Annotated in this window: 17 protein-coding genes; 13 read left to right on the forward strand and 4 right to left on the reverse strand. The window is 67.2% G+C overall.

Translation table 11 applies throughout. From position 1 onward, the window contains the following. The first annotated feature begins 2 nt into the window (after positions 1-2). From ASE30_RS27845 to ASE30_RS27885, 9 genes are all read left to right on the forward strand, one after another. Entirely contained in the window at positions 3-3,083 is a 3,081-nt protein-coding gene (locus ASE30_RS27845; RefSeq protein WP_057287513.1) for a multidrug efflux RND transporter permease subunit, read from the forward strand. Next, positions 3,080-6,160, forward strand: coding sequence for an efflux RND transporter permease subunit (locus ASE30_RS27850; protein WP_057287514.1), 3,081 nt, complete (start codon positions 3,080-3,082; stop codon positions 6,158-6,160). Before ASE30_RS27845 ends, ASE30_RS27850 begins: the two co-directional genes overlap by 4 nt. 199 nt (positions 6,161-6,359) lie before the next feature. Beyond that, positions 6,360-7,055 (forward strand): hypothetical protein, encoded by a 696-nt coding sequence (locus ASE30_RS27855; protein ID WP_200964491.1) that lies wholly within the window; start codon positions 6,360-6,362, stop codon positions 7,053-7,055. Positions 7,056-7,165: 110 nt separating this feature from the next. Next, on the forward strand, positions 7,166-10,147 hold the full coding sequence (locus ASE30_RS27860; RefSeq protein ID WP_082601772.1) for a caspase family protein: 2,982 nt from the start codon (positions 7,166-7,168) through the stop codon (positions 10,145-10,147). A gap of 14 nt (positions 10,148-10,161) precedes the next feature. Further along, positions 10,162-12,087 (forward strand): hypothetical protein, encoded by a 1,926-nt coding sequence (locus ASE30_RS27865; protein ID WP_057287516.1) that lies wholly within the window; start codon positions 10,162-10,164, stop codon positions 12,085-12,087. Between the two features lie 281 nt (positions 12,088-12,368). Further along, entirely contained in the window at positions 12,369-13,916 is a 1,548-nt protein-coding gene (locus tag ASE30_RS27870; RefSeq protein ID WP_235515373.1) for an efflux transporter outer membrane subunit, read from the forward strand. Further along, a complete protein-coding gene (locus ASE30_RS27875) occupies positions 13,913-15,076 on the forward strand; it encodes an HlyD family secretion protein (RefSeq protein WP_057287518.1) in 1,164 nt (387 codons plus the stop codon). The genes ASE30_RS27870 and ASE30_RS27875 overlap by 4 nt, the downstream gene beginning before the upstream one ends. Positions 15,077-15,081: 5 nt before the next feature. After that, the gene (locus ASE30_RS27880; protein ID WP_057287519.1) at positions 15,082-16,152 is read left to right on the forward strand and encodes a DUF2955 domain-containing protein; all 1,071 of its coding nucleotides are present in this window, start codon (positions 15,082-15,084) and stop codon (positions 16,150-16,152) included. Continuing rightward, a complete protein-coding gene (locus ASE30_RS27885; protein ID WP_057287520.1) occupies positions 16,149-16,646 on the forward strand; it encodes a transporter suffix domain-containing protein in 498 nt (165 codons plus the stop codon). The genes ASE30_RS27880 and ASE30_RS27885 overlap by 4 nt, the downstream gene beginning before the upstream one ends. 66 nt (positions 16,647-16,712) lie before the next feature. Here ASE30_RS27885 and ASE30_RS27890 read toward each other — a convergent pair whose 3' ends face one another. The 3 genes from ASE30_RS27890 to ASE30_RS27900 all read right to left on the reverse strand — a co-directional run bounded on the left by ASE30_RS27890 (position 16,713) and on the right by ASE30_RS27900 (position 20,409). Further along, entirely contained in the window at positions 16,713-17,291 is a 579-nt protein-coding gene (locus tag ASE30_RS27890) for a YSC84-related protein (protein ID WP_057287521.1), read from the reverse strand. A gap of 117 nt (positions 17,292-17,408) precedes the next feature. Further along, positions 17,409-19,784: a catalase gene (locus tag ASE30_RS27895; protein WP_057287522.1), complete on the reverse strand. Its 2,376-nt coding sequence runs from the start codon at positions 19,782-19,784 to the stop codon at positions 17,409-17,411. 10 nt (positions 19,785-19,794) lie between these two features. Further along, the gene (locus tag ASE30_RS27900) at positions 19,795-20,409 is read right to left on the reverse strand and encodes a hypothetical protein (protein ID WP_057287523.1); all 615 of its coding nucleotides are present in this window, start codon (positions 20,407-20,409) and stop codon (positions 19,795-19,797) included. Between the two features lie 392 nt (positions 20,410-20,801). Here ASE30_RS27900 and ASE30_RS27905 point away from each other — a divergent pair, with 392 nt between their 5' ends. From ASE30_RS27905 to ASE30_RS27920, 4 genes are all read left to right on the forward strand, one after another. Continuing rightward, positions 20,802-21,152 carry a DUF3325 domain-containing protein gene (locus ASE30_RS27905; protein ID WP_057287524.1) on the forward strand — a complete coding sequence of 117 codons (351 nt, stop codon included), beginning with the start codon at positions 20,802-20,804 and terminating at the stop codon, positions 21,150-21,152. 173 nt (positions 21,153-21,325) lie between these two features. Beyond that, positions 21,326-23,320 carry a ribonucleoside triphosphate reductase gene (locus tag ASE30_RS27910; RefSeq protein WP_057287525.1) on the forward strand — a complete coding sequence of 665 codons (1,995 nt, stop codon included), beginning with the start codon at positions 21,326-21,328 and terminating at the stop codon, positions 23,318-23,320. Positions 23,321-23,419: 99 nt separating this feature from the next. Continuing rightward, positions 23,420-23,602: an anaerobic ribonucleoside-triphosphate reductase gene (gene nrdD / locus ASE30_RS27915; RefSeq protein WP_057287526.1), complete on the forward strand. Its 183-nt coding sequence runs from the start codon at positions 23,420-23,422 to the stop codon at positions 23,600-23,602. Next, complete coding sequence (locus ASE30_RS27920; protein WP_200964493.1) at positions 23,568-24,380, forward strand: anaerobic ribonucleoside-triphosphate reductase activating protein; 813 nt, start codon at positions 23,568-23,570, stop codon at positions 24,378-24,380. Before nrdD ends, ASE30_RS27920 begins: the two co-directional genes overlap by 35 nt. On the opposite strand, the gene ASE30_RS27925 is transcribed toward ASE30_RS27920, so the two are convergent. Next, positions 24,371-25,774: a PLP-dependent aminotransferase family protein gene (locus ASE30_RS27925; RefSeq protein ID WP_057287600.1), complete on the reverse strand. Its 1,404-nt coding sequence runs from the start codon at positions 25,772-25,774 to the stop codon at positions 24,371-24,373. The genes ASE30_RS27920 and ASE30_RS27925 overlap by 10 nt on opposite strands. Positions 25,775-25,816: the final 42 nt, after the last annotated feature.

The following is a 25,816-nucleotide window of genomic DNA, read 5'->3' on the forward strand; positions in this document are numbered from 1 at the left end:
GCATGAGCCTGTCACGCCCCTTCATCCTGCGCCCGGTCGCCACGTCCTTCCTGATGATCGCCCTGCTGCTGTCGGGCATCCTGGCCTGGCGCATGCTGCCCGTGGCGGCGCTGCCGCAGGTCGACTACCCCATCATCCAGGTGACCACACAGTATCCGGGCGCCAGCCCCAACGTGACGGCGCGCGCCGTGACCGCGCCGCTGGAACGGCGCTTCGGGCAGATTCCGGGGCTCAAGCAGATGTCGTCCACCAGCGGCAGCGGCATCTCGGTCATCACGCTGCAATTCTCCTTGGACGTATCGCTGGGCGTGGCCGAGCAAGAGGTGCAGGCGGCCATCAGCGCCAGCGATTCGCTGCTGCCCGGCGACCTGCCCACCCCGCCCGTCTACCGCAAGGTCAACCCGGCGGACGTGCCCATCCTGACGCTGGCCGTCACGTCGGACTCGCTGCCGCTGCCCAAGGTCTATGACCTGGTCGACACCCGCATGACCCAGCGGCTCTCGCAACTGTCGGGCGTGGGCATGGTCAGCCTGGCCGGCGGCCAGCGTCCCGCCGTGCGCGTGCAGGTCAACCCGATGGCGCTGGCCGCCCGCGGCCTGCAATTGTCGGACGTGCAGGAAGCCATCGCCAAGGCGAACTCCAACCAGCCCAAGGGCAGCTTCGACGGGCCGGTGCGGTCCGTCATCATGGACGCCAACGACCAGCTCCAGAGCGCCGAGGAATACCGCGAACTGATCGTCGCGTGGAAGAATGGCGCGCCGGTGCGGCTGGGCCAGGTCGCCACCGTGGAAGACGGCGCCGAAGACCGCTATCTGGCGGCGTGGGTGGACAAGCAGCCCGCCGTCCTGGTCAACATCCAGCGCCAGCCCGGCGCCAACGTCATTGCGGTGGCCGACCAGGTCAAGGCGCTGCTGCCGCAGTTGACGGCCAGCCTGCCCGCCGCCGCGCAGGTCCGCATCCTGACCGACCGCACCGAGAGCATCCGCGCGTCCGTGCGCGGCGTGCAGTGGGAGCTGGTGTTCGCCGTGGGGCTGGTGGTGCTGGTGACCTTCCTGTTCCTGCGCAACCTGCCCGCCACGCTGATCCCGAGCCTGGCGGTGCCGCTGTCCCTGATCGGCACCTTCGGCTTCATGCACCTGGCCGGTTTTTCCACCAACAACCTCACGCTGATGGCGCTGACGATAGGCGCGGGCTTCGTCGTGGACGACGCCATCGTCATGCTGGAGAACATTGCCCGCTACCGCGAGCAGGGCCACAGCCCCATGGCGGCCGCGCTCAAGGGCGCCGGGCAGATCGGCTTCACGCTGGTGTCGCTGACGCTGTCGCTGATCGCCGTGCTGATTCCGCTGCTCTTCATGGAAGACGTGGTGGGCCGCCTGTTCCGGGAATTCGCGATCACGCTGGCCGTCGCCATCCTGATATCGCTGGCGGTGTCGCTCACCCTGACCCCGATGATGTGCGCGCGCCTGCTGCCGGCGCACGTGGAATCGCGCCCCGGCCTGCTGGACCGCGTGCAGGCGCGCTACGCCCGCTGGCTGGACGTGACCCTGCGCCACCAGCGGCTGACCCTGCTGGCGATGCTGGCCACGGTGGTCCTGACCGGCCTGCTCTATCTGGCGGTGCCCAAGGGTTTCTTTCCGGTGCAGGACGGCGGCGTGCTGCAGGGCGTGACCCAGTCGTCGCAAAGCACGTCCTTCGACGCCATGTCGCGCCGCCAGCAGGCGGTGGCGCAAAGCCTGCTGGCCGATCCGGACGTGGCCAGCCTGTCGTCCTTCATCGGCATCGACGGCATGAACGCCACGCTGAACACCGGCCGCCTGCTGGTCAACCTGAAGCCCTGGAGCGAGCGCAGCGCGCCGCTGGCGGACATCATCGCCCGCCTGGGCGCTCGCGCCCGCGATGTGCAGGGCATCTCGCTCACGCTGCAGCCCGTGCAGGAGCTCAATATCGAAGACCGCGTCAGCCGCGGGCAATATCAGTTCACGCTGACCTCGCCCGACAGCGCGCTGCTGTCCCGCTGGACCGGCGAACTGATGCGGCGCCTGGCGCGGGCGCCCGAGCTCGCCGAGGTCTCGTCCGACCTCCAGGGAGATGGCCGCCAGGCCTACCTGCAGGTCTCGCGCGACGCGGCGGCGCGCCTGGGCGTGACCATGGACGACGTGGCGCAGACGCTCTACAACGCCTTCGGGCAGCGCCAGGTCGCCACGCTGTTCACGCAGTCCAACCAGTACCGTGTGGTGCTGGAGGTGGACCGCGCCCTGGCCACGAGCCCCGACGCGCTGGAACGTATCCACCTGCAGACCGAGGATGGGCTGGCGATTCCGCTGTCGGTGCTGGCCACGGTCAGCGAGCGCGCGGCGCCACTGGCGGTCAATCACCTGTCTCAGTTCCCGGCCGTGAACCTGTCGTTCAACCTGCCGCCGGGCGGGTCGCTGGGCGAGGCCATCGCCGCCATCGAATCGGCGCAGCGCGAGATCGGCATGCCGGAAAGCGTGGAGCTGCGGCTGCAGGGCGCGGCGTCCGCCTTCCAGGCCTCGCTGTCCAACACCCTGTGGCTGATGCTGGCGGCCGTGGTCACCATGTACCTGGTGCTGGGCATGCTGTATGAAAGCGCCATCCATCCCATCACTATCCTGTCCACGCTGCCGTCGGCCACGGTGGGCGCGCTGCTGGCGCTGCTGATCACCGGGCGTCCGCTCGACCTGATCGCCGTCATCGGCATCATCCTGCTGATCGGGCTGGTGAAGAAGAACGGCATCATGATGGTGGACTTTGCGCTGGAAGCCGAGCGCACGCGCGGCCTGGCGCCGCACGCCGCCATCCGCGAAGCCGCCCTGCTGCGCCTGCGCCCCATCCTGATGACCACGCTGGCCGCGCTGTTCGGCGCGCTGCCGCTGATGCTGGCGACGGGGTCCGGCGCGGAACTGCGGCAGCCGCTGGGCTGGGTCATGGTGGGCGGCCTGCTGGTCAGCCAGGTGCTGACACTGTTCACCACGCCCGCCGTCTACCTGTTCTTCCACCGGCTGGGCCAGCGGCGCGCCGAGCCCGCCGGCACACCGGGCGCTGAAGGCCCCGCCCCATGATCCGGGCCTTGCTGCACCGGCCCATCGCCTGCATCTTCCTGGCGGTGGCGCTGACCCTGCTGGGCGCGGTGGCATGGCGGCTGCTGCCGGTGGCGCCCCTGCCCCAGGTGGATTTCCCCACCATCGAGGTGCGCGCCGACCTGCCGGGCGCCAGCCCCGAAAGCATGGCCAGCACGGTGGCAGCCCCCCTGGAGCGCGCGCTGGGCAGCATCGCGGGCGTCAGTTCCATGACCTCGTCCAGCAACCAGGGCGCGACCCGCGTGCAGCTGCAGTTCGAACTGGACCGCGACATCAACGAAGCCGCCCGCGACGTGCAGGCCGCCATCAACGCCGCCCGCGCCGAACTGCCGGCCGGCATGCCGGGCAACCCCAGCTATCGCAAGGTCAATCCTTCGCAGGCGCCCATCATGGCGCTGGCGCTCAGTTCCGCCACCCGGCCCGCCGGCCAGCTCTATGACCTGGGATCGACGGTGCTGGCGCAGAAGATCTCGCAGATCGGCGGCGTGGGCGAAGTGACGCTGGGGGGCAGCTCCCTGCCCGCCGTGCGCGTGCAGGTCAATTCCAACGCGCTGGCCCACTACGGCGTGGCGCTGGACGACGTGCGCCAGGCGATTTCGGATGCCGCCCCCATGGGTCCGCGGGGGCTGCTGGATTCGGCCGGCCGGCGCTGGGAGGTCGGCACGCCCGAGCAGCCGCGCAGCGCGGACGACTACAACAGCCTGATCGTGCGCCACAAGGACGGCGCGGTGATCCGGCTGTCGCAGGTGGCGCGCGTGAGCGATTCGGTGGAAAACCGCTACAGCAGCGGCTTTCACAACGGCAACCCGGCCGTGGTGCTGACCATCAGCCGCCAGCCGGGCTCCAACATCATCGAGACCATCCAGGCCATCAACCAGGCCCTGCCCGGCCTGCGCGCGCTGATGCCCGCCGACGTGGACCTGACCGTCGCCCTGGACCGCTCGCCCGGCATCAACGCCACCCTGCGCGAAGCCCACATCACCCTGGCCCTGGCCGCCGGGCTGGTCATCCTGGTGGTATGGCTGTTCCTGGGCAACGCCCGCGCCGCCGCCATACCCGGCGTGGCGATCCCGGTCTGCCTGATCGCCACCTTCGCGGTCATGTACGCGTGGGGCTTTTCGCTGAACAACCTGTCGCTGATGGCGCTGATCGTGGCGGCCGGGCTGGTGGTGGACGACGCCATCGTCGTGCTGGAGAACATCTCGCGCCATATCGAGCGCGGCCTGACGCCCGCCAGGGCCGCTTTGCGGGGCGTGCGCGAGGTAGGCTTCACGCTGGTGGCGATGACGCTGGCGCTGAGCGTGGTCTTTGTCTCCATCCTCTTCATGGGCGGCCTGGTCGAGCGGCTGTTCCGCGAGTTTTCGATCACGCTGGTGGCCGCCACGGTGATTTCGCTGGTGGTGTCGGTGGCCATCATTCCCGCCCTGTGCGCCCGCTGGCTCAAGCCGGCGGGGCGCACAGCGACCCGCGCCGCGCCCAAGGCTTCCCGCATGCAGGCCGCCTTTGCCCGCGTGCACGGGTGGTACGGCGTGTCGCTGGCGCGCGTGCTGGGCCATGCCCGCCTGACGCTGCTGCTGCTGGCGGGCGTGGTCGGGCTGAACGTCTATCTGTATGTGCATGCGCCGAAGGGTTTTTTACCCGTGCAGGACACCGGGCAGTTGATGGGCTTCGTGCGCGGCGACGACGGCTTCTCGTTCCAGGTCATGCAGCCCAAGATCGACCAGTACCGCCAACTGGTGCTGAAGCACCCCGCCGTGCAGGACGTGATCGGCTACAACGGCGGCGGCCTGGGCATCAGCAATTCGCTCTTCCTGATCCGCCTCAAGCCCGCGGCCGAACGCAAGGAATCCTCCACCGAAGTCATCAACTGGCTGCGCACGAACGCGCCCGCCGTGCCGGGCGGCATGTTCTTTTTGAACGTGGACCAGGACCTGCGCATGCCCGGCGGCTTCGGCAATTCCGGCGACCACGAGCTGGCCATCATGGCCAGCGACGTGCCCGCGCTGCGGCAATGGTCGCGCAAGATCTCCAAGGCCATGCAGGAGATCCCCGAGCTGCGCGACGTGGACGCCGAGGGCGACGGCGCCACGCAGCAGGTCGTCATCGACATCGACCGCAGCGCCGCGCAGCGCCTGGGCGTGGACATGAGCACCATCAGCAGCGTCCTGAGCAATTCCTTCAGCCAGCGCCAGGTCGCCACGCTGTACGACGCCATGAACCAGTACCGCGTGGTGCTGGAGCTGGACCCCCGCTACACCGAAGACCCCGAGGTCCTGGAGCAGGTGCAGGTGGTGGCCGCCGACGGCAACCGCGTTCCGCTGACCGCCTTCGCCACTTACAAGCATGGCCTGGTCAACGACCGTGTGTTCCACGATGGGCTGTTCGCCGCCGTGGGCGTGGGCTTTTCGCTGGCGGAAGGCGTGTCGCTGCAACAGGGACTGGCCGCCATCGACGCCGCCATGGCCCGCCTGATGGTGCCGTCCCACATCCAGACGCGGCTGGGCGGCGACGCGCGCAACTTCCAGCAAAGCCTGCAGGACCAGCCCTGGCTGATCCTGACGGTGCTGATCGCCATCTACCTGGTGCTGGGCATTCTTTATGAAAGCCCGCTGCATCCCTTGACGATCCTGTCCACCCTGCCGTCGGCGGGCGTCGGCGCGCTGCTGGCGCTGCGGCTGGCCGGCATCGAATTCACCCTGATCGCGCTGCTGGGCCTGTTCCTGCTGGTGGGCATCGTGATGAAGAACGCCATCCTGATGATCGACTTCGCGATCAGCCTGGAACGGCGCGAGAACCTGACACCGGAGCAGGCCATCCACCGCGCCGCCATGCTGCGCCTGCGCCCCATCGTCATGACCAACCTGGCCGGCCTGCTGGGCGCCCTGCCATTGGTGCTGGGCATGGGAGAAGGATCGGAACTGCGGCGGCCGCTGGGCGTCGCGATTGTCGGCGGCCTGATGATCAGCCAGTTCCTGACGCTGTACACGACGCCGATCGTCTATCTGGCGCTGGAGCGCTTGCGGCTGAAGGCGCGGACCAAGGCGCGCCGCGCCGCCTAGCAGTCGTTTCCCCGGTGGCCGGCGGCGCCAGGCCACCGCCCGCTCAATACTCAAATTTGAGTATTTCGAATACCGGATTCGGGATTAAAACGAGCGTTCCGCGGCTCGATGGAGAATCGGCCGCAGTTCGATTCGCCTTGGCGCCCGCTTGGGTCCGACAGGGTTGGCAGCATGCACGGTTCACGAACGGGAGCATGTAATGACAGCAAAAACCAGGTCCGAAGCGCATCCCGCCCCCATCGGCGCCCGCAAGGCGCGGACGCCATTGGCCGGCAAGATGCGCGAACCGAAGCCGGCGCATCGTTCTTCGTCCTTGCTCAGGACGCGGGCCGGCCTGTTGAACGCAACGAAGCAGCTGAGCGGGCCGCTGTGGGTGGCCCAGTTTCCCGGCAGCAAATCCATCGACGATCTGACGCCAAAGTTCAGGATGTGCGTGGAGCCGTTCGTGGCTGCAATGGTTGCGGCCGGCGCGAAGGTGACCATCAGCGCGACCTTGAGACCGCCGGAGCGGATGTACCTGATGCACTGGTCCTGGCGGATCAGTCATTCCCAGGTCAAGCCCTGGGACGTGCCGCCCATGCCCGGCGTCGACATCGAATGGAGCCACGGCAGTCTTGCCGAATCCATCCAAGCCGCGCAAGCCATGGTCGCGGCCTACGGCACCGTCACCAAACCCTCGTTGACGTCCAAGCATGGCAAAGGCACGGCCATCGACATGACGATCAGGTGGAAAGGCGAATTGACGGTAAAAAATGCGCACGACAAGGCCGTGACGATAACCAGCTCACCGAGGAACGGAATGAACCCCGACCTGGTCCGGGTTGGAGAATCCTACGGTGTGATCAAGGCTGCCTTCTCCGACGACCCCCCGCATTGGTCGAACGACGGCCACTAGTCCGGCCGCCGCGCGCCGTCTTGTCTGAATATGCGCAGTGCCATCATTGATCGATGCCCGCCACAAGGTTCGTCCCGACACGGCCTGCCTGCTGAATCCGGAGTCCAACCATGCCCACTCCCACCTTCCGATGCGTCTCGCTCGCGCAGTTCCAGCAGATTCTCAAGCAGTTTGAATTTACGCGCGCCATTACCAGCGTACATATGCACCACACGTGGCGTCCAAGGCGAGCGGATTTTCGCGGCCACCAGACCATCGTGGGAATGTGGCGTCACCATACCGAGACCAATGGCTGGAACGACATCGCCCAGCACATCACCATCGACCCCGATGGCCAGATCTGGCTGGGGCGCAACTGGAACGCCGCGCCGGCAAGCGCCAAGGGCCACAATGGCAACAGGGATGTCGGGCCGTTCATGTTCGAGATGATCGGTGATTTTGACCGAGGCGCCGATCCATTCGACGGGCAGCAGAAAGAGACGGCGCTAGGGGTGATAGCCGCCGTGCTCGCGCGCTTCGATCTGGCCGACACCGCGTTGCGCTTTCACAATACGATGTCGTCCAAGTCCTGCCCTGGCTCGTCGATCGACTACCAGCAGACGCTGCGCGATCTTGCAGACTACCGTCTGCGCACCGCTGCGCCCCGGTCTGGACTTGCCCTAAACGCGCGCGTCATCAAGCCCTTTGCGGACGAATCGCGACACATGGTTGCGGAAGCCCTACAGGCGCTGCGGCGCGCCGATACGGAAATGACCGATCCGGCCGATGCCGAACTGGATCACGGCGAGCGGAACGGACACGACACCAACGGCACGGCTTTCGACTTCCCATCCGCAGGCGCTGATTCCAGTCGCGCAGCCCTGTCCAACGGCCAGGCCCGCGCCCGCGGCGCCCTGACGAGCGCAGACCTGGCGGCACTGCGCCCGCACTTGATCAACCTGACGGCGGGCCGCCTATCCAGCGATGGCGAGATGATCACGACGCCAGCGGATGTGGACGCCATATTCGAGGAATACCTGCCGCAAGCCCTGGAGACGGCCAAAGGACGTCCGGTGCGTATCCTGTTCTATGCCCACGGGGGCCTGGTGTCCGAGTCGACGGGGCTGCGGATCGCGCACAAACAAGTCCAATGGTGGCGGCACAATCACGTCTATCCCATCCATTTCGCCTGGGAAACGGGCCTGTTCCAAGCGATTGCGGAATTGCTGGGACGCCTGCCGGTGTCACGCGGCCTGGATCCGCGGGAGTTCCTGAGCGACCCCTTGCTGGAATTGTTCGCCCACAACGCGGGCGGCGTAAAAATTTGGGGCGCGATGAAGGCGAGCGCGCAACGCGCCGCCGAAGCTCCCACTGCCACCAATCCCATAGGGGGTGGCGCGTACTACGTTGCCACGAAGCTCGCCGCCCTATGCAATGCGCATCCTGGAAAATTCGAGCTTCATGCGGTCGGCCATAGCGCGGGATCCCTATTCCATGCCTTCTTCGTCCCGCTCGCACGGCACCTCAAGGCACCCCGCTTCAAATCGCTGCAGTTCATGGCACCCGCCGTGCGCATCGATACATTCAAGGACAGGCTTCTGCCCCAACTCGGTAACGGCGACGGGCATGCCTTTGAAGACCTCACCGTTTACACCATGCGCCGCGAGTATGAACGCCGCGACCACTGTGCGCATATCTATGGAAAATCCCTGCTGTATCTGATCCACCACGCGCTGGAAGACCGCCGGGAAACGCCCATTCTGGGGCTGGAGGACAGCTTGCGTGCCGACGCGGACCTCAAGCGGTTGTTTCGCCTGGGCGTCGCATCGGGAGGACCGGCAAACATAGTCTGGTCACCCGGCGCGAACGGCACCGGACGAGGGGCTAGCCAGGCCACGGCCCACGGCGATTTTGACGACGACCCCGCCACCATGAATAGCCTGGCGCGTCATGTGCTCGCGTTAGGGGATGCCGATCCCATCGTCGATTTCCCTGACCCACGCGATGTCTCCACCGCCCAGCGCTCCTGGCAGGACGAGATCGATTGGCCCGCACCGATCCGTCGATACGCGGCCGAGCCGCGGATCCCGCCGCAAGACCAGCCGCAAGACCCGCCACAGGACCCGTCTTCCGTTCCCTGGCCTGACTCCCACGCCATCCAGCCGGCCGTGGCGTCGGCGCTGAATGGCGGCCGGCGCCTGGCGCTGTGTGTGGGGATAGACGCGTACCCCGACGCCGCCGACCAGCTTGGCGGCTGCGTGAACGATGCGCGGCGCTGGAGCCAGGCGCTTGCGGGCCTGGGATTCGAACCCACGCTATTACTGGACGGCAAGGCCAGCCATGCCGCCATCGAATACGGTCTGCGACGGCTTCTGAAAGACTGCAAACCGGGCGACGTGGTGGTCTTCCAGTTTTCCGGCCATGGCACCCAGGTGGACGACCTGAATGGCGACGAAAACGACGGGCTGGACGAAGCGCTGTGCCCCGTCGATTTTCGCAGTGGCGCGCTGTTCCTGGATGACGACATCGGTCGAATCCTGGAGGAAGTTCCGCGCGACGTGAACATGACGCTTTTCATCGACTCCTGCCATAGCGGAACCGTCGCCCGCTTTGCGGTCGGCGCCGCTCAGCCCCGGCCACCGGGCAGCCGCGCGCGTTATGTCAGACCGACACCCCAATTACAGGAGGCCCATCGTCTCTTTCGCACCGGCATGTCCGCCGCCCGCGCCGCGCCGGGCCGACGCGGACGTCTGGATCTGAGCCACGTGAAGTTCTCGGCCTGCCAAGACAACGAGCAGGCGCTCGAACGCAACGGCAGCGGTGATTTCACGCGCCACGCACTCCATATTTTGCAGGGCAACGCCGCGCCGTTAAACCATGCGCAGTTCCAGGCCCGACTGCTGAAGGCGTTCGGCCCACAGACGCTGCAAAGGCCGCGGCTCGATTGTGCGGACGGCATAGAGACACGCGTTCTGCTGCAGCCGCTGAGCGGCCACGCGCAGCCGTCGACAGGCCAGGACCGCGAGGAGTCGCCGATCGCCATGGGCAACGCGCGATCACAGCAAGCCGTGCAACTGCTATCCCGGGCGATGCAAGTCCTGACCCAGCCTTGAAGGCAGGTGTATCCATGCCTACCGACCTCTCTTTCCTCGCGCTCGAAGCGAAAACATACGATACGGCGGATGACGGGCAATCCGCTGACGGCGGCGCCAGCCACCCGGCGTCGCCGGGCGCGTGCCACGGCGCCCCCGACGATTGCTACAGCATCGGCGCCGCCTTGCTGCGCCGGCACGCCGTTCCCTATCAGCGGCAGAAGGATGACCCGCTGCATCGGCGGCTGCGAATCTATGCGGCCGATCCCTCGTTGCCAAAGCTGGACGGCGCCATTGCCACCGTGCAGGTGGAATATGAGCCCTTGTCGCCCGGTCCGGTGGGCTCCCTGTTCGAGGTCGATTGCAGCGACCCCGGCCAGCGCGAAACCTACCGGTCCGCCAACCTGGACGCCCCCGCCGTTCTGCTCTCGGACGGCTATTCGCCCTCGATGTCCGACCCCCGCTTTCATCAACAGATGGTCTATGCGGTGTGCAGCACCACCTATCACAGCTTCCGAGTCGCGTTGGGCCGCAACCTGGCCTGGGGTTTTGGGTCTGCGCAGGCCCCCGCGAAGCTGCTCATCAGGCCGCACTACGGTGAAGAACAGAACGCTTACTACTGCCGGGAACCGTCACGCGGCGAACTGCGCTTCGGCTACTTCCGGGCGTCCGATACGCCCATGGACAACCGGACGCTTCCCGGCGGCTATGTGTTCACGTGCCTGTCGCACGACATCGTCGTCCATGAAACCACCCACGCCTTGCTGGACGGTCTGCGCGAACATTTCATGGAACCCACCAACGCCGATGTGATGGGTTTCCATGAAGGATTCGCCGACCTGGTGGCAATCTTCCAACGCTTTCGCCATACCGAGGTCGTCACGCAGGCGCTGCGCCAGTTCCGCGGAGCGCCCGAGAAAGCCGAGTTGCTGACGCATCTGGCCACGCAGTTCGGCCATGCCACGGGCCGCAAAGGGCCGCTTCGGATGGCGATCGACCGCGATGCGGCGGAGCCCCTGCAATACGACAGCGCGCTGGATGCGCATACCCTGGGCTCGGTACTGATCAGCGCCGTGTTCGAGGCCTACACACAGGTGTTCCGGCGCAGAACCGAGCGGCTTCTGCGCCTGGCTACCCGTGGGACCGGCGTGCTGCCGGCGGGTGAACTGCCCTACGATCTTCTGGTGCTTCTGGCCGACGCGGCCAGCAAGCTCGCGCGTCAGTTCCTGAATATCTGTATCAGGGCGGTCGACTACTGCCCGCCCGCCGGTCTTACCTTCGGCGACTACCTGCGCGCGATGATCACGGCCGACTACGATCTCGTGCCCGACGATCCTTGGGACTATCGAGGCGCCCTGATCGACGCCTTCCGCCGACGCCGTATATACCCAAGTTCGACGGCAAGTCTATCCGAGGATGCCCTGCATTGGTGTCCTCCGCGCATCGAGTTGCCGGCGGTTCCCGGACTGAGTTGCGCGGCGCTGCGTCTCTCCGAAAGCTCGGGCCCCGCGGCCAATGATGCCGAACTGCTGCGCCAGGCCCATGCCTTGGCAAAATTCGTCACGCAACCCGACCGCCTGCAGGAATTCGGCCTGGCCTCGCCCGGCGACCCGCGATTGGACGGAGACCAGGTGGACAGGCCCTGCGTACAGTCGATCCGGCCCGCAAGACGCATGGGACCCCAGGGTCAACTGGCGCTGGACGTGGTGGCCGAGATCACGCAAGCGCGCCGGGTGGCGGCGCTGCCCGGCCAGCCCGGTTTCGAGTTCCATGGAGGCGCCACCGTCATCCTCGGGGCGGACGGGAACATTCGCTATTCCATCCTGAAGAGCGTGGTCAGCCCCGGCGCCGCCGAAGATCGCCGGGCCTGGCTTGCCAGCCCATCCGCACGCGGCCTATGGCGGCTGGAAGGCGGCGATTATCTGCGCGAGGAGAACCCCTTCCGTCCACTGCATAGCTGACAAGCCCTCTGCCGTTGAACGCCGAAACTTACAGCGCCCGTAAGGGCCGACCGGTCTGCCCGGACGCTGAGGTTTTGGCGCTTTGCCATTCCCGCACCTTTCACTAGCCTCAAGACAAAAAGCCCAATAGAATCCACTGGCATGCAGAGGGGTGCGGTAAAGACGCCAGACAGCGTCGACCCCGGGCACTCCTGGTGTTCACGCGGTTCGCCCTGCGTCATAGGCGGCCGCCTGGACCGTTGAGTTTTAGCTTTTGACGGACCTGGTGCCCAATGCGGCCGATGATTTGGTTGAATCGACTGCTGCTGACCGGCGCGCTTTGCCTCAGCGGCTGCGTGCAGGTGGGGCCGGATTTCGCGCCCCAACGCGAAGCTTGGTCCGGTCAGTGGGACTCGCCGGCGCTGCGTCAGGCCACCACCGAGCTTCAACAACCGGACGCGCGGCAATGGTGGCGGATCTTCGAAGACCCCATCCTTGAATACCTGATCGCCCAGGCTGACGCCCACAATGCCGACGTCCGGCTTGCCGGCCTGCAGATCATGGAAGCCCGCGCGCAGCTCGGCATTGCCCGCAGCGGCCGCTATCCCCAGACCCAGGTCATCGGCGCCGACGCTTTCTATCAGCACCGCTCGTCGCGCTCGGCCGAAGGCAACACGCGCCCCAGCAGTTTCTGGCAGTACAGCGCCGGGTTCGATATCGGGTGGGAACTGGATTTCTGGGGACGCTTCAGCCGCGCCATCGAGTCCGCCGATGCCGCGTATTTCGCGGCCGAGGCCAATCGTGAGGACGTGCTGGTGCTGCTGCATGCCCAGGTGGCGGACAGCTACTATGCCTTGCGCACCGCCGAGGCCCGTCTGCGCATCGCGCGCGACAACGCCGCCATCCAGAAGCGCAGCTACGAGATCACGGAGCGGCTGTTCAAGAGCGGCGAAACCGACGAACTCGACCTCCAGCAGGCGCGCACGCAGTACCTGAGCACGCTGGGCACCATTCCCGAATTCGAAACCCAGATCGCGCGCACCCGCAATGCGCTGGCGATCCTGATCGGCAGGCCGCCCGGCCCCCTGGCGGCCTTGCCGGACCTGGCCACCAACGAAGCGGTCATCCCGCTGATCGACCGCGCGGTCCTGCAGGATGTGCCTGCCAATCTGCTGCTGCGCCGCCCCGACATCCGCGCCGCGGAGTATCGGATCGCCGCGCAGTCGGCGCAGGTTGGCGTGGCCGAGGCGGATCTCTATCCCTCGCTGACCTTGCTGGGCAGCATCGTCTGGACCGCCACGTCGCTGGCGGGCACGTCGGGCGGCGCGGCGCTGATCGGCGGGCCCACCCTGAACTGGAACGTGTTCGACCACGGCCGGCTGAAAAACGCGGTGCGGGTGCAGGACGCCCGCCTGCAGCAGCTCATCGTCGTCTATCAGGACGCGGTGCGCCAGGCGGCGCGCGAAGCCGACGATGCCGCCACCGGGCTGGTCAAGGCCCTGGAGCGCGACGCCATTCTGCATGACTCGGCGCAGGCCGCGAGACGGTCGCTGACGCTGGCCAATGCGCTGTATCGCGAGGGTTATTCCGACTTCCAGCGCGTGCTCGACGCCCAGCGCGCCCTGGCCACGCAGCAGGACACCTACGTCGTGAACCGGGGCAACGCGGTAAGCGACCTGATCGCGCTGTACAAGGCGCTGGGCGGCGGCTGGTACAGCGGCGAACCCTTGCTGGACCCGGCCACCCGCGACCAGATGCAGCAGCGCACCGACTGGGGCGATCTGCTGTCCGACACGGCGCGCCCGTCCGCGGTCTCCGCGCTTCCCACTCCAGAAGGTTCGAACCGATGAGCAGTTCCCGGCCTCCGCCCGCCGCGCCCCCGCCGGCGCCTCCCGCGGCCACTCCGGCGGCCCCACCGCCCGCCGCGCCGCCGCCCGCCGCCGACCCGGCGAAGAAAGGGATCCGCTGGGTCGTCCTGCTGATCGCCGTGAGCCTGGTGTGGTATCTGCTGGCCGACCGCTACACGCCCTATACGCAGCAGGCGCGGGTCGAGGCCTTTGTGGTGCCCGTGGCGTCCGAGGTGTCGGGGCGCGTCAACAAGGTATACGTGCGGAACAACCAGGATGTGCAGGCGGGCGCCGTCCTGTTCGACGTCGACGCGGAGCATTACCGGATTGCCGTCGACCGCGCCCGGGCGGATCTGGACGCCACGCGGCGGCAGATCGGCGCCAGCACCGCCGGCATCGATTCGGCGCAGGCGTCGTTGCGCGCCGCGCAAGCCAATGAGGTCCGGGCCCGGCAGGACAGCACCCGGCTCGAACGCCTGTACCGCGAAGACCGGGGCACGGTGTCGCTGCGCCGCCTGGAGATCGCGCGGGCCAACCTGGCCCAGGCCGTCAGCCAGGTGGCGGCGGCGCGCGCCGAGGTGCAGCGGGCCCGCGAACAGGAAGGCGGCAGCGAGGAAGACAACGCCAAGCTGCGCAGCGCGGCCGCCGCGCTGGAAAAGGCCGAACTGGATCTGGCCAACACGCAGGTGCGCGCGCGCTCGGCCGGGCTGATCACCGACCTGCGCACCGACGCCGGCCAGTACGCCGCGGCCGGCAAGCCCGTCATGACGCTGATCGCGATCCACGACGTCTGGATCAATGCGGAAATGACGGAAAACAACCTGGGCCATGTCGACCCCGGCACGCCGGTGGCCATCATCCTGGATGCGCTGCCCGGACGGGTCTTCGAAGGCCGCGTGCGCAGCGTCGGCTACGGCGTCAACGTCGGACCGGGCACGCCGCCCGGCAGCTTGCCGACCGTGCAGAACAGCCGCGACTGGCTGCGCCCCGCCCAGCGCTTTCCGGTCGCCATCGAGATCAACCCCGGGGAACTGCCTACCCTGCGCGGCGTGCGCGTCGGCGGCCAGGCGGAAGTGATGGCCTTTCCCAGCCCCGGCAATCCGCTCAATCCGCTTGGCCGGCTGTACCTGCGGTTGATGAGCTGGCTGTCCTATGCCTACTGACGCCCATGCCTGCTGATTTCGACCCTCGCGGCCAGCGTGCCCTGCGGCTGGGCGTCGGCACGGCCTTGTGCCTGGCCATCGGTTTCGGGCTGGACCTGCCGATTCCCATGGTCGCGCCGGTGCTGGGCGTGTTCCTGCTGGCTTCGATGAACCGGCCCCTGTCATTGAAGGCCGGGCTGGGGCTGACGCTGGTCGTGTTGTTCACCACCGGCAGCGGCCTGCTGCTCATTCCCTTGCTGCGCTACCACCCCGCCAGTGGCGTGCTGCTCATCGCCCTGTGCCTCTTTCTCGCCTTTCGGCATGGCCTGCGCGGCGGCAACAACCTGGTGTCCACCTTCCTGATCATCGGCCTGACCATGATTTCCTCGGCCGGCACCGTGGATTTCGGACTGGCCGTCACGGTGATCGAAGCCCTGGCCAAGGGGTTGCTGGTGGCGGTTCTGGTGCTGGGTTGCTGCCACTGGCTTTTTCCGGAACCGCCCGGCATGCCGGCGCCGCCTCCGGCCCCGCTCCTGCCCGCGGTCGAGGCCAGCCGCATGGCCTTGCGCGCCGCCCTGGTCGTGATCCCCGCCTTTCTGCTGGCGCTGACCGATCCGCTGGGCTACATGCCCATCATCCTGAAGTCGGTCAGCCTGGGCCGGCAAAGCTGCGTCACCGCCGCGCACGGCGCCGCGCGCGAAATCATCGGTTCCACGCTGCTGGGCGGCGCGCTGGCGATCCTGTTCTGGTGCGCCCTGAGACCCTTTGTCAGCCTGTGGATGTACTTTCTATGGATGCTGCTGTTCGCCCTGGTGGCCGCGCGCAAGCTCTACCGCCTGAGCCCGACGCGGTATCCGCCCAGCTTCTGGCTGAACACCCTGGTGACCCTGATCATCCTGCTGGGGCAATCCGTGCAGGACAGCGTCGCCGGCAAGGATGTCTACACCGCCTTCGCGGTGCGCATGGGCCTGTTCATTGCCGTCACGCTGTATGCCTGCCTGATGCTGCAACTGCTTGAACCGCGCCGGCGCGCGCCGCGCACCCCCCGAATTTCAATCCGCCGTCCATTTGGACGGCTCAAAAGGAGCCAGCCATGACATCGCCAGACACGCAAACCAAACCCGCTCCCGCGGCGGGATGGCGCTTCAAGTGCGGGATAGGGCTGTTCATTCTTGCCTTCGCCCTGTGGTTCCTGATCCCGATCGCGGCCGGCATGGACGCGCCGGGTTCGCGCATCGCGGCGCTGACCGGCGCCATCTTCATCGCCAACAAGGTGCTGCTGATCACCTGCATCGCAGTCATGGGCAAAGAGGGTTTTCAGCAGCTCAAGGCGATTATCGGCGGACACGCGAAACGGCTGGCGCCGGTACAGAAAGTCGGCCCGGTCCGCCACACCATCGGCCTCGTGATGTTCGTGCTGCCGCTGTTGACCTCGATGCTGGAGCCCTATGTCGACCAGTTCTGGCCCGGACTGCGGCCCAACCTGTGGCAGGCCCAGTTGCTGGGCGACGCCATGCTGGTCGCCAGCTTCTTCGTGCTGGGCGGCGACTTCTGGAGCAAGCTGCGGGCGCTGTTCGTCCGGTCCGTGTAAAGGCGGCGGGCGCGGCTCGGCCCGGGTCCGAGTCCCGCGCCCGCGCCCGCGCCTGGAGCGACGCGCCTAGTTCAGCTCCAGGCGGCTGATCTTGGACCCTTCCAGGCCCACCCCGGCCATCAGCCCCTGTTCACCGAACGGCACGGCGTAGACATCCTGCGTCAACGTGGTGGTGGTGACGCTGGCGGCGTAGCCCTTGTCCACCATCACCAGGCTGGGGCCGGCGCCCAGCGACCAGCCGTCGCTCTTGTCCAGGTACGCCATGGCCGGTTCGTTCATGAAGAAGAGCGCATAGCCGAACTGCTGGGCGCCCGCCTGGAATCCGAATGACACCGCCGAGATCGAATAAAACGCCTGGACCTTGCCATCGCGGATGAGCGCGCCGTCGCCGTGCTCTCCGCCAACCAGCAGACCGCCCTTGATGATGCTCGGAAACACCAGCACCCCGACCGCCTTCTTGGCGAGTTCGCGCGTGCGGGGCTCCTGGCTGTAGAGCTGCTCCAGCGCGGCCAGCGCGTCGGTGCTGAGTTCCGCCGCCGACGCCGCGCTGGCCGGCGGCGCCAGACAGAGCAGCGAGGTCAGCATCAGCAAGCTGGCGCACAGCCAACTCAGGAACTTCATGGGCAAAACGGACGCGCTGTTCATACGGCCTCCTTGGGTAAGGACGGCAAGCGCCGGTTGCGCTCGCCCGACTTGCCAGCGCAGTATTCGCAGGCGCCGCACCCTTGTCAATGGTGAATCCTTACCCTTGCGCGCAGGCCCTCACACCTTGGGCGGCGTCGTCTCCCTTTCCGGATGCCGGTGCTTGCCCAGCGCCGCGATGAACGCGGCCGCGCCATCGTCGGCCAGCAACAGGCCGCCGTCGGCGGCATCCGGCGCGATGCCGGCGGCAGCGAACACCTGCGCTCCCTCGCCCATGCCCATGAGCGTCTTGCCATGGCGGAACGCATCGCGCAGGAATTCCAGCGCCCGCCCATCGGCCTGCAGCCTTGCCGCCGCGGCTTCGCCACCCGCCACCACCGCGCCGTCGAACAGTCCCGAAGGATGATTGTCCAGCGAGGCATCGGCGTCCAGCGCACCGCCTCCGGCCCCCTGCAGCGGACCGATGCGCTGCCCCACCAGCCGCACCACGGCGCCGGCCTGGATCAAAGGATCGGCCACCGCGGCGACCGACTTTTCGTCCACGCCTTCGGCTACCAGGATGGCGACCTTGCGCGTCGCCACGCCGCCATCGCCCGGCCTGGCGGTCAATGACAGCGACGGCGACATTTCCACCTCGGGCTTGGGCGGCGTGGCCGTGGCGCGCGGCAAGGGGTCCGGCAATGCCATGCCGAGTTGATCGGCCACGCCCTGCGCCAGGGCGTCGGACACATTGCGCAAGGACGCGACCATCCGCTGGCGGATGGGAGGCACCGTCACCTTGCTCAGCTCGAACGCGAAGGCATCGATGATGTGCTTCCGTTCCCAGGCGGCCTGGCTGTTGTAGAACAGCGTGGCCTGGTTGTAATGTTCCGCGAACTTTTCCGGGTGCCCGCGCAATTCGTCCCCGGTATCGGGCTCGGGGAACGACACAAATCCTTCCATCCCCGCCTGGAACGGACAGCCGCCCGCCAGGGAGTTGGGCTCGTATGCGACGCGGCCGCGATGGATGGTTTGCCGGTGCATGCCATCGCGCTGGTTGTTGTGCACGGGCGCGAGCGGCGCGTTGATGGGGATTTCATGGAAGTTCGGGCCGCCCAGCCGCGATATCTGCGTGTCCACATACGAATGGATGCGGCCGGCCAGCAGGGGATCGTTCGTGAAGTCCAGGCCCGGCACGATATGCGCCGCACAGAAGGCGACCTGCTCGGTCTCCGCGAAGAAGTTGTCGGGATTGCGGTCCAGCACCATACGCCCGATGGGCACGACCGGCACCAGCTCCTCGGGCACGATCTTGGTGGCGTCCAGCACGTCGAAGCTGAAGCCTTCCGCCTGATCGTCCGTGAACACCTGCACGCCCAGCTCCCATTGCGGCCCATTGCCGGCATCGATGGCTTCCCACAGATCGCGCCGGTGGAAGTCGGGATCGGCGCCGGACACCTTGACGGCCTCGTTCCACACCTGCGAATGCGTACCCAGTATGGGATTCCAGTGGAACTTCACCAGATGCGATTCCCCGCGGGCGTTGACGAAGCGGAAGGTGTGCACGCCAAAGCCCTGCATCATCCGGAAGCTGCGCGGGATGGCCCGGTCCGACATCACCCACATCAGCATGTGCGTCGATTCGGGCATGAGCGACACGAAGTCCCAGAAGGTATCGTGCGCGGACGCGGCCTGCGGCATGCCGTGGTGCGGCTCGGGCTTGACCGCATGGACCAGATCCGGGAATTTCATCGCATCCTGGATGAAGAACACGGGCATGTTGTTGCCCACCAGATCCCAATTGCCCTCGTCCGTATAGAACTTGACCGCAAAGCCGCGCACGTCGCGCGCCGTGTCCTTGGACCCGCGTTCGCCCGCCACGGTGGAAAACCGCACGAATACCGGCGTGCGCTTGCCCTCTTCGGCGAACAGCGACGCGGCGGTCAGGTCGGTCAGCGGCTTGTAGCACTCGAAGTAGCCATGCGCCGCCGACCCGCGCGCATGCACGATGCGTTCTGGGATGCGCTCGTGGTCGAAGTGCGTGACCTTCTCGCGCAGGATGAAATCCTTCAGCAGGGCCGGCCCGCGCAGCCCGGCCTTCAGCGAATGCTGATTGTCCGACACGCGCACGCCCTGATTGGTCGTCAGCGCCTGCCCGCCGTCGTCCGAGCGCACGCGCGCCAGCCGGCCGTCGACCTCGTTGACGCCGGGCGCTGCCGGATCGCCCGTCTTGTCGGAGGCCTCGCTTTCGGACAGGGAGCTGGCCCCGACGGACGGGTCCACCGTGCCGATGTGGGCGCCGGCATAGGGGCAGCGCGCCGCTTCCTCGCCATATTCGGCCGGCTTGTTCGCATTGTGGGCAATGGCGCCGGCCGTGGCGCCCACCGCCGCCGCGCGCTTGAGCGCCGGATGGGTGGCGTTGCCGGCGGGCCCGGACGCCGGGCCGCTGTCGGTATTCATATAGGCCGTATCGAGCGCGGCGCTGGGGCCGGCCTTGCCTGGTTTCTTGCTTGCCATGAGTGGTCTCCTAGTGTGCCAGCAGTTTGTCGCGCGACTGCTCCGCCCTGGACGCGCCGATGGCGGACTCCACTTGCTTCACCTCTTCGGGCGGCGGCAATACCGCCGGAAAGCCCAGCGATTCGATCCACAGCTCCCGCGACCAGCCCTGCGTGTGATACAGGTGATGGTCCTCGTCGGTCGCCACGGCGTCGTACGCCTGCTTGAGGATCTTGGCTTCCTGGCCGGTATGCTGGTCGGCGATCATGCCGATCAGCGCCCAGTTCGCATGGTCCTTGGTTTCGGCCAGCACCACGCATTCGGTCGCCACCAGTTGCGCGGCATCCGGGTCGCCGGCGCTGAGCGCCATCTTCATGGCCTTGACCAGGGATTCGCCCAGATGGCGGACCACGTCGCGGCCGGGCGACTTCGCCTCGGGATCGAGCTTCAACTGTTCGAGTACGGTCAGCAGCACGCGGCGATGCGTGCGGGTTTCTTCCAGGTAGCCCAGCCATTCCTTCTTCAGGTCGTCATTGACGGCACAGGTCACGGCGGTCTCGTAGACGGTCAGGCCTCCGATCTCGGTTTCCAGCGCCTGATACAGCAGTTCCCGGATTTGCCGGGTGTTTCCTGCTTTGCGTTTCATAGGGTGCTCCTTGTCTCTTGGGCATCGGCGATGAGCCCCCACGGACGGACGGTCTTTGGGGAACGAAGCGGGTTCCCAGCAATCGCCATGCCCGGGCAGGTCCGGCGGCGAAGGCGAGCGCTCGCGTCCGTACACCCGGCAGGCGGCGTCCGGCCGCGAGCGCAGAAAGTACAAAGGCTTCTTGCGTGCATCGCCGTGGCCGCCCCAACCCCGTGCCCCGCGCCCGGCCCCGGCCCGGCCCGCGCCTGCTCGCTTGGCGGCCGGACAGCCGCGGCGCCCGACCCGCCGCCTCCGCATTCGGCGTACTATCCGGCTGGGCCGTGATCAAGGTTGAAAACGGCCGCATCCGCGCCGCCCCAGCGCAAATTCCGCGCAAACCAGGAGGCTGCCGCATGAACCTGAACGACATATTCGCCATCGCGATGGCCTTGCTGCTGACCTATTCGGGCATGGCCTGCCTGGGCTTGGCGATGCCGCGCCACTACGACCAGGTCTGGGCGCGCGACGCCGCCGCCGGCCACACCCGCGTGCTGCGCGGGGCCGGCGTGCTGCTGCTGGCGCTGGCGTTGCTGCCCTGCGTCGGGCTGTGGGGCAACACCATCGGCGTGCTGGCCTGGCTGGGCTGGTTGTCGGCCGGCGCCCTGTTGTCGGTCGGCATGTTGTCCTGGGGGCCTCGTCCCGCGGCCCGCACCGCGGCGCTGGCGGTGGCGATCGCGCTGGCGGGCGTCGGCATCGGCTTCTGATAGCGGCGTTTCATCGGGCAAAGCCTGCCGACGGGGCCGGATTGCGCGGTTTCGCACCCGCCGCCCGGCGTTTGACGCGCATCAAGCCAGACCGATATCCGCGGCTGACAGCCCCCCTTCAGCACCATATGTGGTGGTAGAGTCTTTGCACTCCACTACATATGGTGCCAGTCATGCAAATCCAACACATCCTCAAACGCGACGGCCGCGTCGTTGCATTCGATCGCGACAAGATCGCCCAAGCCATGGCGGCGGCAGGCCAAAGCACCGGGGAGTTGGACCTGGCCGGCGCGCAGGCGCTGACCGGCGCGGTCATCGCGGCGCTGACCGACAACCTGTGTCCCGGCGTCGAAACCATCCAGAACCGGGTGGAGGATGCGCTGGTCCAGGCCGGCCACTGGCGCACCGCGCGCGCCTACATCGTCCACCGCGAGCAGCACGCCCGCCTGCGTTCGCTGCGCCACACGCTGGTGGACGTGGAAAGCGCCATGGAAGAGTATCTTGAACAGCGCGACTGGCGCGTCAACGCCAACGCGAACCAGGGCTACAGCCTGGGCGGCCTGATCCTGAACGTGGCGGGCAAGGTCACCGCCAACTACTGGCTGTCCAACGTCTTCACGCCCGAGGCCGGACGCGCCCACCGCGAGGGCGACATCCACATCCATGACCTGGACATGCTCAGCGGCTATTGCGCCGGCTGGTCGTTGCGCCAACTGCTGACCGAGGGCTTCAACGGCATCCCCGGCAAGGTGGAATCCACGCCCCCGAAGCATATGTCGGCCGCCATCGGCCAGATCGTGAACTTCCTGGGCACGCTGCAGAACGAATGGGCGGGCGCGCAGGCGTTCAGTTCCTTCGACACCTACATGGCGCCCTTCATCCGCCGCGACGCGATGACCTACGCCGACGTCAAGCAGTCGATCCAGGAACTGATCTTCAACTTGAACGTGCCCAGCCGCTGGGGCACACAGACGCCGTTCACCAATCTGACCTTCGACTGGACCTGCCCGCCCGACCTGAAGGAACAGATCCCCTACGTGGGCGGCGAGGAAATGCCCTTCTCCTACGGCGACCTGCAGGCCGAGATGGACATGATCAACCGCGCCTACATTGAAGTCATGATGGCGGGCGACGCGAAGGGCCGCGTGTTCACGTTCCCCATCCCCACCTACAACATCACGCCCGACTTCGACTGGGACCATCCCAACACCGAACGCCTGTTCGAGATGACGGCGCGCTACGGCCTGCCCTACTTCCAGAACTTCCTGAATTCGGACCTGGAGCCGCACATGGTGCGCTCCATGTGCTGCCGCCTGCAGCTCGACCTGCGCGAATTGCTCAAGCGCGGCAACGGCCTGTTCGGGTCGGCCGAGCAGACGGGCTCCGTGGGCGTGGTCACCGTGAACTGCGCGCGCCTGGGGCACACCTGCCGCGGCGACGAGACGCAACTGATGGACCGCCTGGACCATCTGCTGGGCCTGGGCCGCGACGTGCTGGAGACCAAGCGCAAGGTGGTGCAGCGCTACATCGACCAAGGGCTTTACCCCTACACCCGCCGCTACCTGGGCACCCTGCGCAATCACTTCAGCACCCTGGGGGTGAACGGCATCAACGAGATGATCCGCAACTTCACCGACGACGCCGAAGACGTCACCACCCCGGAGGGCCACGCGCTGGCCGTGCGGCTGCTGGACCGCGTGCGTGAACGCATGACCGAGTTCCAGGAAGAAACCGGCCATCTGTACAACCTGGAGGCCACGCCGGCCGAGGGCACCACCTACCGCTTCGCGCGGGAAGACCGGAAGCGCTACCCCGGCATCCTGCAGGCGGGCACCGACGCGCAGCCCTACTACACCAATTCCAGCCAGCTGCCGGTGGGCTATACCGACGATCCGTTCCATGCCCTGGAACTGCAGGAGACGCTGCAAGGCAAGTACACCGGCGGCACCGTGCTGCATCTGTACATGAACGAAGCGGTGTCTTCCGCCGACGCGTGCAAGCAACTGGTGCGCCGGGCGCTGTCCAACTTCCGGCTGCCGTACATCACCGTGACGCCCACGTTCTCGATCTGCCCAAATCACGGCTATCTGGCCGGCCACCACGAGTTCTGCCCCAAGTGCGACGCCGAACTCCTGGCCAAGCAATCGGCGTGCTGCGATCCGGCCTAGGCCACCCCCGGTTACGGGCCGCGCGCGCAAGGTTACGGCCGTGCGGGCAGGCCCTGATCCCGCCGGGCATCCGTCCGGCACCACTTCCAAGGAAATCCTATGCAAACCTTGACCGCCCCCGCCGCCATATCCATGCCCGCCGCCGGGCTGGACGACAGCCAGCGCGTGCGCTGCGAAGTCTGGACCCGCGTGATGGGCTACCACCGTCCAGTGTCTTCCTTCAACACCGGCAAGCAAGGCGAATTCAATGAACGCCAATTCTTCGTCGAACGCCGCGCCTGAGGGCGTCCCGCGAACCGCCGAAGCCGGGCAGGCGGCCAGCCATCCCTTGCGCAGGCTGGCCGCCCGGCCGGCCTACGCGGCGCCGCCCCAGCCCGTCATCCAGCCCCTGCCGCGGCATGCGCCCGCGGTGGGCGGACTGGTGCCCTTTTCCACCGTGGACTGGCCGGGCCAGCTTGCCGCCGTGGTCTTCATTTCCGGCTGCCCGTGGCGCTGCCACTATTGCCACAACACCGAACTGCAGACGCGCGCCGCCCGCTACGACTGGCGCGAGGTCCGCGAATTCCTGGAAACCCGCAAGGGCCTGCTGGATGCCGTGGTGTTTTCCGGTGGAGAACCCCTGAGCGAACCGCGCCTGCCGGCGATGATCCGCGACGTCAAGCGCATGGGCTACCGGGTGGGGCTGCACACCGCCGGCATCTATCCGCTGCGCCTGGCCGACGTGCTGCGTCATCTGGATTGGGTGGGCATGGACATCAAGGCCGACGCCAAGGGCTATGACGACATCACCGGCCGGCGCGACTCGCAACGCCCCGCCCTGGCCTGCCTGACGCAGTTGCTGTCGACCGGTCCGGATTTCGAATGCCGCATCACCTGGCACCCCGACTGGCTGGACGAAGCGCGGCTCCTGGCACTGGCCGTGGAACTCGCACGCCGCGGCGTGCGGCGGTTTGCCGTGCAGACGGCGCGCAGCGGCCCCGCCGCGCCCGTCGCCCGGGCCTTGAGCACCCAGGCGCAAGCGACGCTGCGCTACACCTTCGAGGAATTCACCTATCGCTGAGGCAGCCGCGCCTTGAGGGTGGCGTAAAAGCGCGGCGATCCCACCGCGCCCACATTGCAGCGGGACCACGGCGACACCGCCGTGGGATCCACGCTGAACACGCGGCCGGGCGCCATGATGACCTTCTCCGGCATCAGATCCGCCGCCAGCGTCAACGAGTCCGCCACGCCCGGAAAGGCCGACCACAGGTACAGCGAACTGGTCGGCCGGGCAAACACCTCCGCACCCAGGGAATCCAGCACCTGCAAGGCCTGCCCCGTGGCCGCTTCCAGCCGTTGGCGCAGCCTGACCAGGTGGCGTTCGTAGTGCCCTTCGCGCAGCATCACGTCCACCATGCGCTCGCAGTATTCAGAGCTGCTGACGTGGACCAGCGCCTTCAGATCGGCCAGGTCGCTGGCCAGCGCCGCATTGCAGGCGATGAAGCCCACGCGCAAGGCCGCGGAGAACGATTTGGAGAAGCTGCCGATGTAGATTGTGCGCTCCAACTGGTCCAGCGCCGACAGGCGCACGGCGGATGTGGGCTTGAAGTCGGCCAGCGGATCGTTCTCGACCACCATCAGGTTATAGCGTTCGGAGAGCTGCAGGATCTTGTAGGCCTTGGCGGGCGTTGTATCCGAACCCGTGGGGTTGTGCGCCAGCGACTGCGTGAAGAACAGGCGCGGCTTCTCGCGCTGCAGCAAGGCTTCCAGCGCGGCCAGGTCGGGGCCGTCGGGCAGGCGCGGCACGCCCAGCATCCGCACGCCGGCCAGCTTCAGCTTGCCGAACAGCGGGTAGTAGCCCGGGTTGTCGACCAGCACGGTAGACCCCGGCGGCAGGAAGTAACGGATCACCAGATCCATGGCCTCGTTCGCGCCCTGCGTCAGCACCAGCTGAGGCGGCGCCACGCTGATGCCCACGTCACCCAGCTTGCGCACCAGGCTTTCGCGCAGCGGTGCGTAGCCAAAGCGGCTGCCGTAGCGGAACAAGGCGCCCAGGCCCGTGCGCACCACCTTCTGGTGGTAGCGGTCCATGCGCATATCGGCCAGCCACTCCACCGGCGGAAAGCCGTCGCCCACCGCCACCGCGTCCGGCTGGGTCTTCAACTGTTCGCGCATCAGCCACACGATGTCCATGGCGCGGCTGAGCTGCCCGGATTCTTCGTCGGCGGGTGCGCGCGCGCGGTCCACGCCCAGCACGAAAAAGCCCGAGCCGCGGCGCGGTTCCACCAGCCCGCGGGCCACCAGCATTTCAAACGCGACGACCACCGTGTTCTTCGCGTAGCGATGAAGCTGCGCCAGTTCGCGCAAGGACGGCAGCTTGTCGCCCGGACGGTAGACGCCGTCGGCGATCTGCTGGCCGATCAGTCTGGCCAGGCTTTCGGCGATGGGCGCCGCGCGCTGTGGCCTGCCGGGCATGTTCACTTCATCCACGCTTGGATTCCCGCTGGGTTGTCGCCA

It is taken from the genome of Achromobacter sp. Root83 (assembly GCF_001428845.1).
Classification (GTDB): Bacteria; Pseudomonadota; Gammaproteobacteria; order Burkholderiales; family Burkholderiaceae_B; genus Achromobacter.

What these genes read in the sequence shown, in the direction of transcription:
- ASE30_RS27900 (WP_057287523.1), bottom strand. Translation starts at nt 20,409, where the DNA reads ATGAAACGCAAAGCAGGAAACACCCGGCAAATCCGGGAACTGCTGTAT.
- ASE30_RS27910 (WP_057287525.1), top strand. Translation starts at nt 21,326, where the DNA reads ATGCAAATCCAACACATCCTCAAACGCGACGGCCGCGTCGTTGCATTC.
- ASE30_RS27895 (WP_057287522.1), bottom strand. Translation starts at nt 19,784, where the DNA reads ATGGCAAGCAAGAAACCAGGCAAGGCCGGCCCCAGCGCCGCGCTCGAT.
- ASE30_RS27890 (WP_057287521.1), bottom strand. Translation starts at nt 17,291, where the DNA reads ATGAACAGCGCGTCCGTTTTGCCCATGAAGTTCCTGAGTTGGCTGTGC.
- ASE30_RS27920 (WP_200964493.1), top strand. Translation starts at nt 23,568, where the DNA reads ATGAACGCCAATTCTTCGTCGAACGCCGCGCCTGAGGGCGTCCCGCGA.
- ASE30_RS27865 (WP_057287516.1), top strand. Translation starts at nt 10,162, where the DNA reads ATGCCTACCGACCTCTCTTTCCTCGCGCTCGAAGCGAAAACATACGAT.
- ASE30_RS27875 (WP_057287518.1), top strand. Translation starts at nt 13,913, where the DNA reads ATGAGCAGTTCCCGGCCTCCGCCCGCCGCGCCCCCGCCGGCGCCTCCC.
- nrdD (WP_057287526.1), top strand. Translation starts at nt 23,420, where the DNA reads ATGCAAACCTTGACCGCCCCCGCCGCCATATCCATGCCCGCCGCCGGG.
- ASE30_RS27885 (WP_057287520.1), top strand. Translation starts at nt 16,149, where the DNA reads ATGACATCGCCAGACACGCAAACCAAACCCGCTCCCGCGGCGGGATGG.
- ASE30_RS27845 (WP_057287513.1), top strand. Translation starts at nt 3, where the DNA reads ATGAGCCTGTCACGCCCCTTCATCCTGCGCCCGGTCGCCACGTCCTTC.
- ASE30_RS27850 (WP_057287514.1), top strand. Translation starts at nt 3,080, where the DNA reads ATGATCCGGGCCTTGCTGCACCGGCCCATCGCCTGCATCTTCCTGGCG.
- ASE30_RS27925 (WP_057287600.1), bottom strand. Translation starts at nt 25,774, where the DNA reads ATGCCCGGCAGGCCACAGCGCGCGGCGCCCATCGCCGAAAGCCTGGCC.
- ASE30_RS27870 (WP_235515373.1), top strand. Translation starts at nt 12,369, where the DNA reads ATGATTTGGTTGAATCGACTGCTGCTGACCGGCGCGCTTTGCCTCAGC.
- ASE30_RS27855 (WP_200964491.1), top strand. Translation starts at nt 6,360, where the DNA reads ATGACAGCAAAAACCAGGTCCGAAGCGCATCCCGCCCCCATCGGCGCC.
- ASE30_RS27880 (WP_057287519.1), top strand. Translation starts at nt 15,082, where the DNA reads ATGCCTGCTGATTTCGACCCTCGCGGCCAGCGTGCCCTGCGGCTGGGC.
- ASE30_RS27905 (WP_057287524.1), top strand. Translation starts at nt 20,802, where the DNA reads ATGAACCTGAACGACATATTCGCCATCGCGATGGCCTTGCTGCTGACC.
- ASE30_RS27860 (WP_082601772.1), top strand. Translation starts at nt 7,166, where the DNA reads ATGCCCACTCCCACCTTCCGATGCGTCTCGCTCGCGCAGTTCCAGCAG.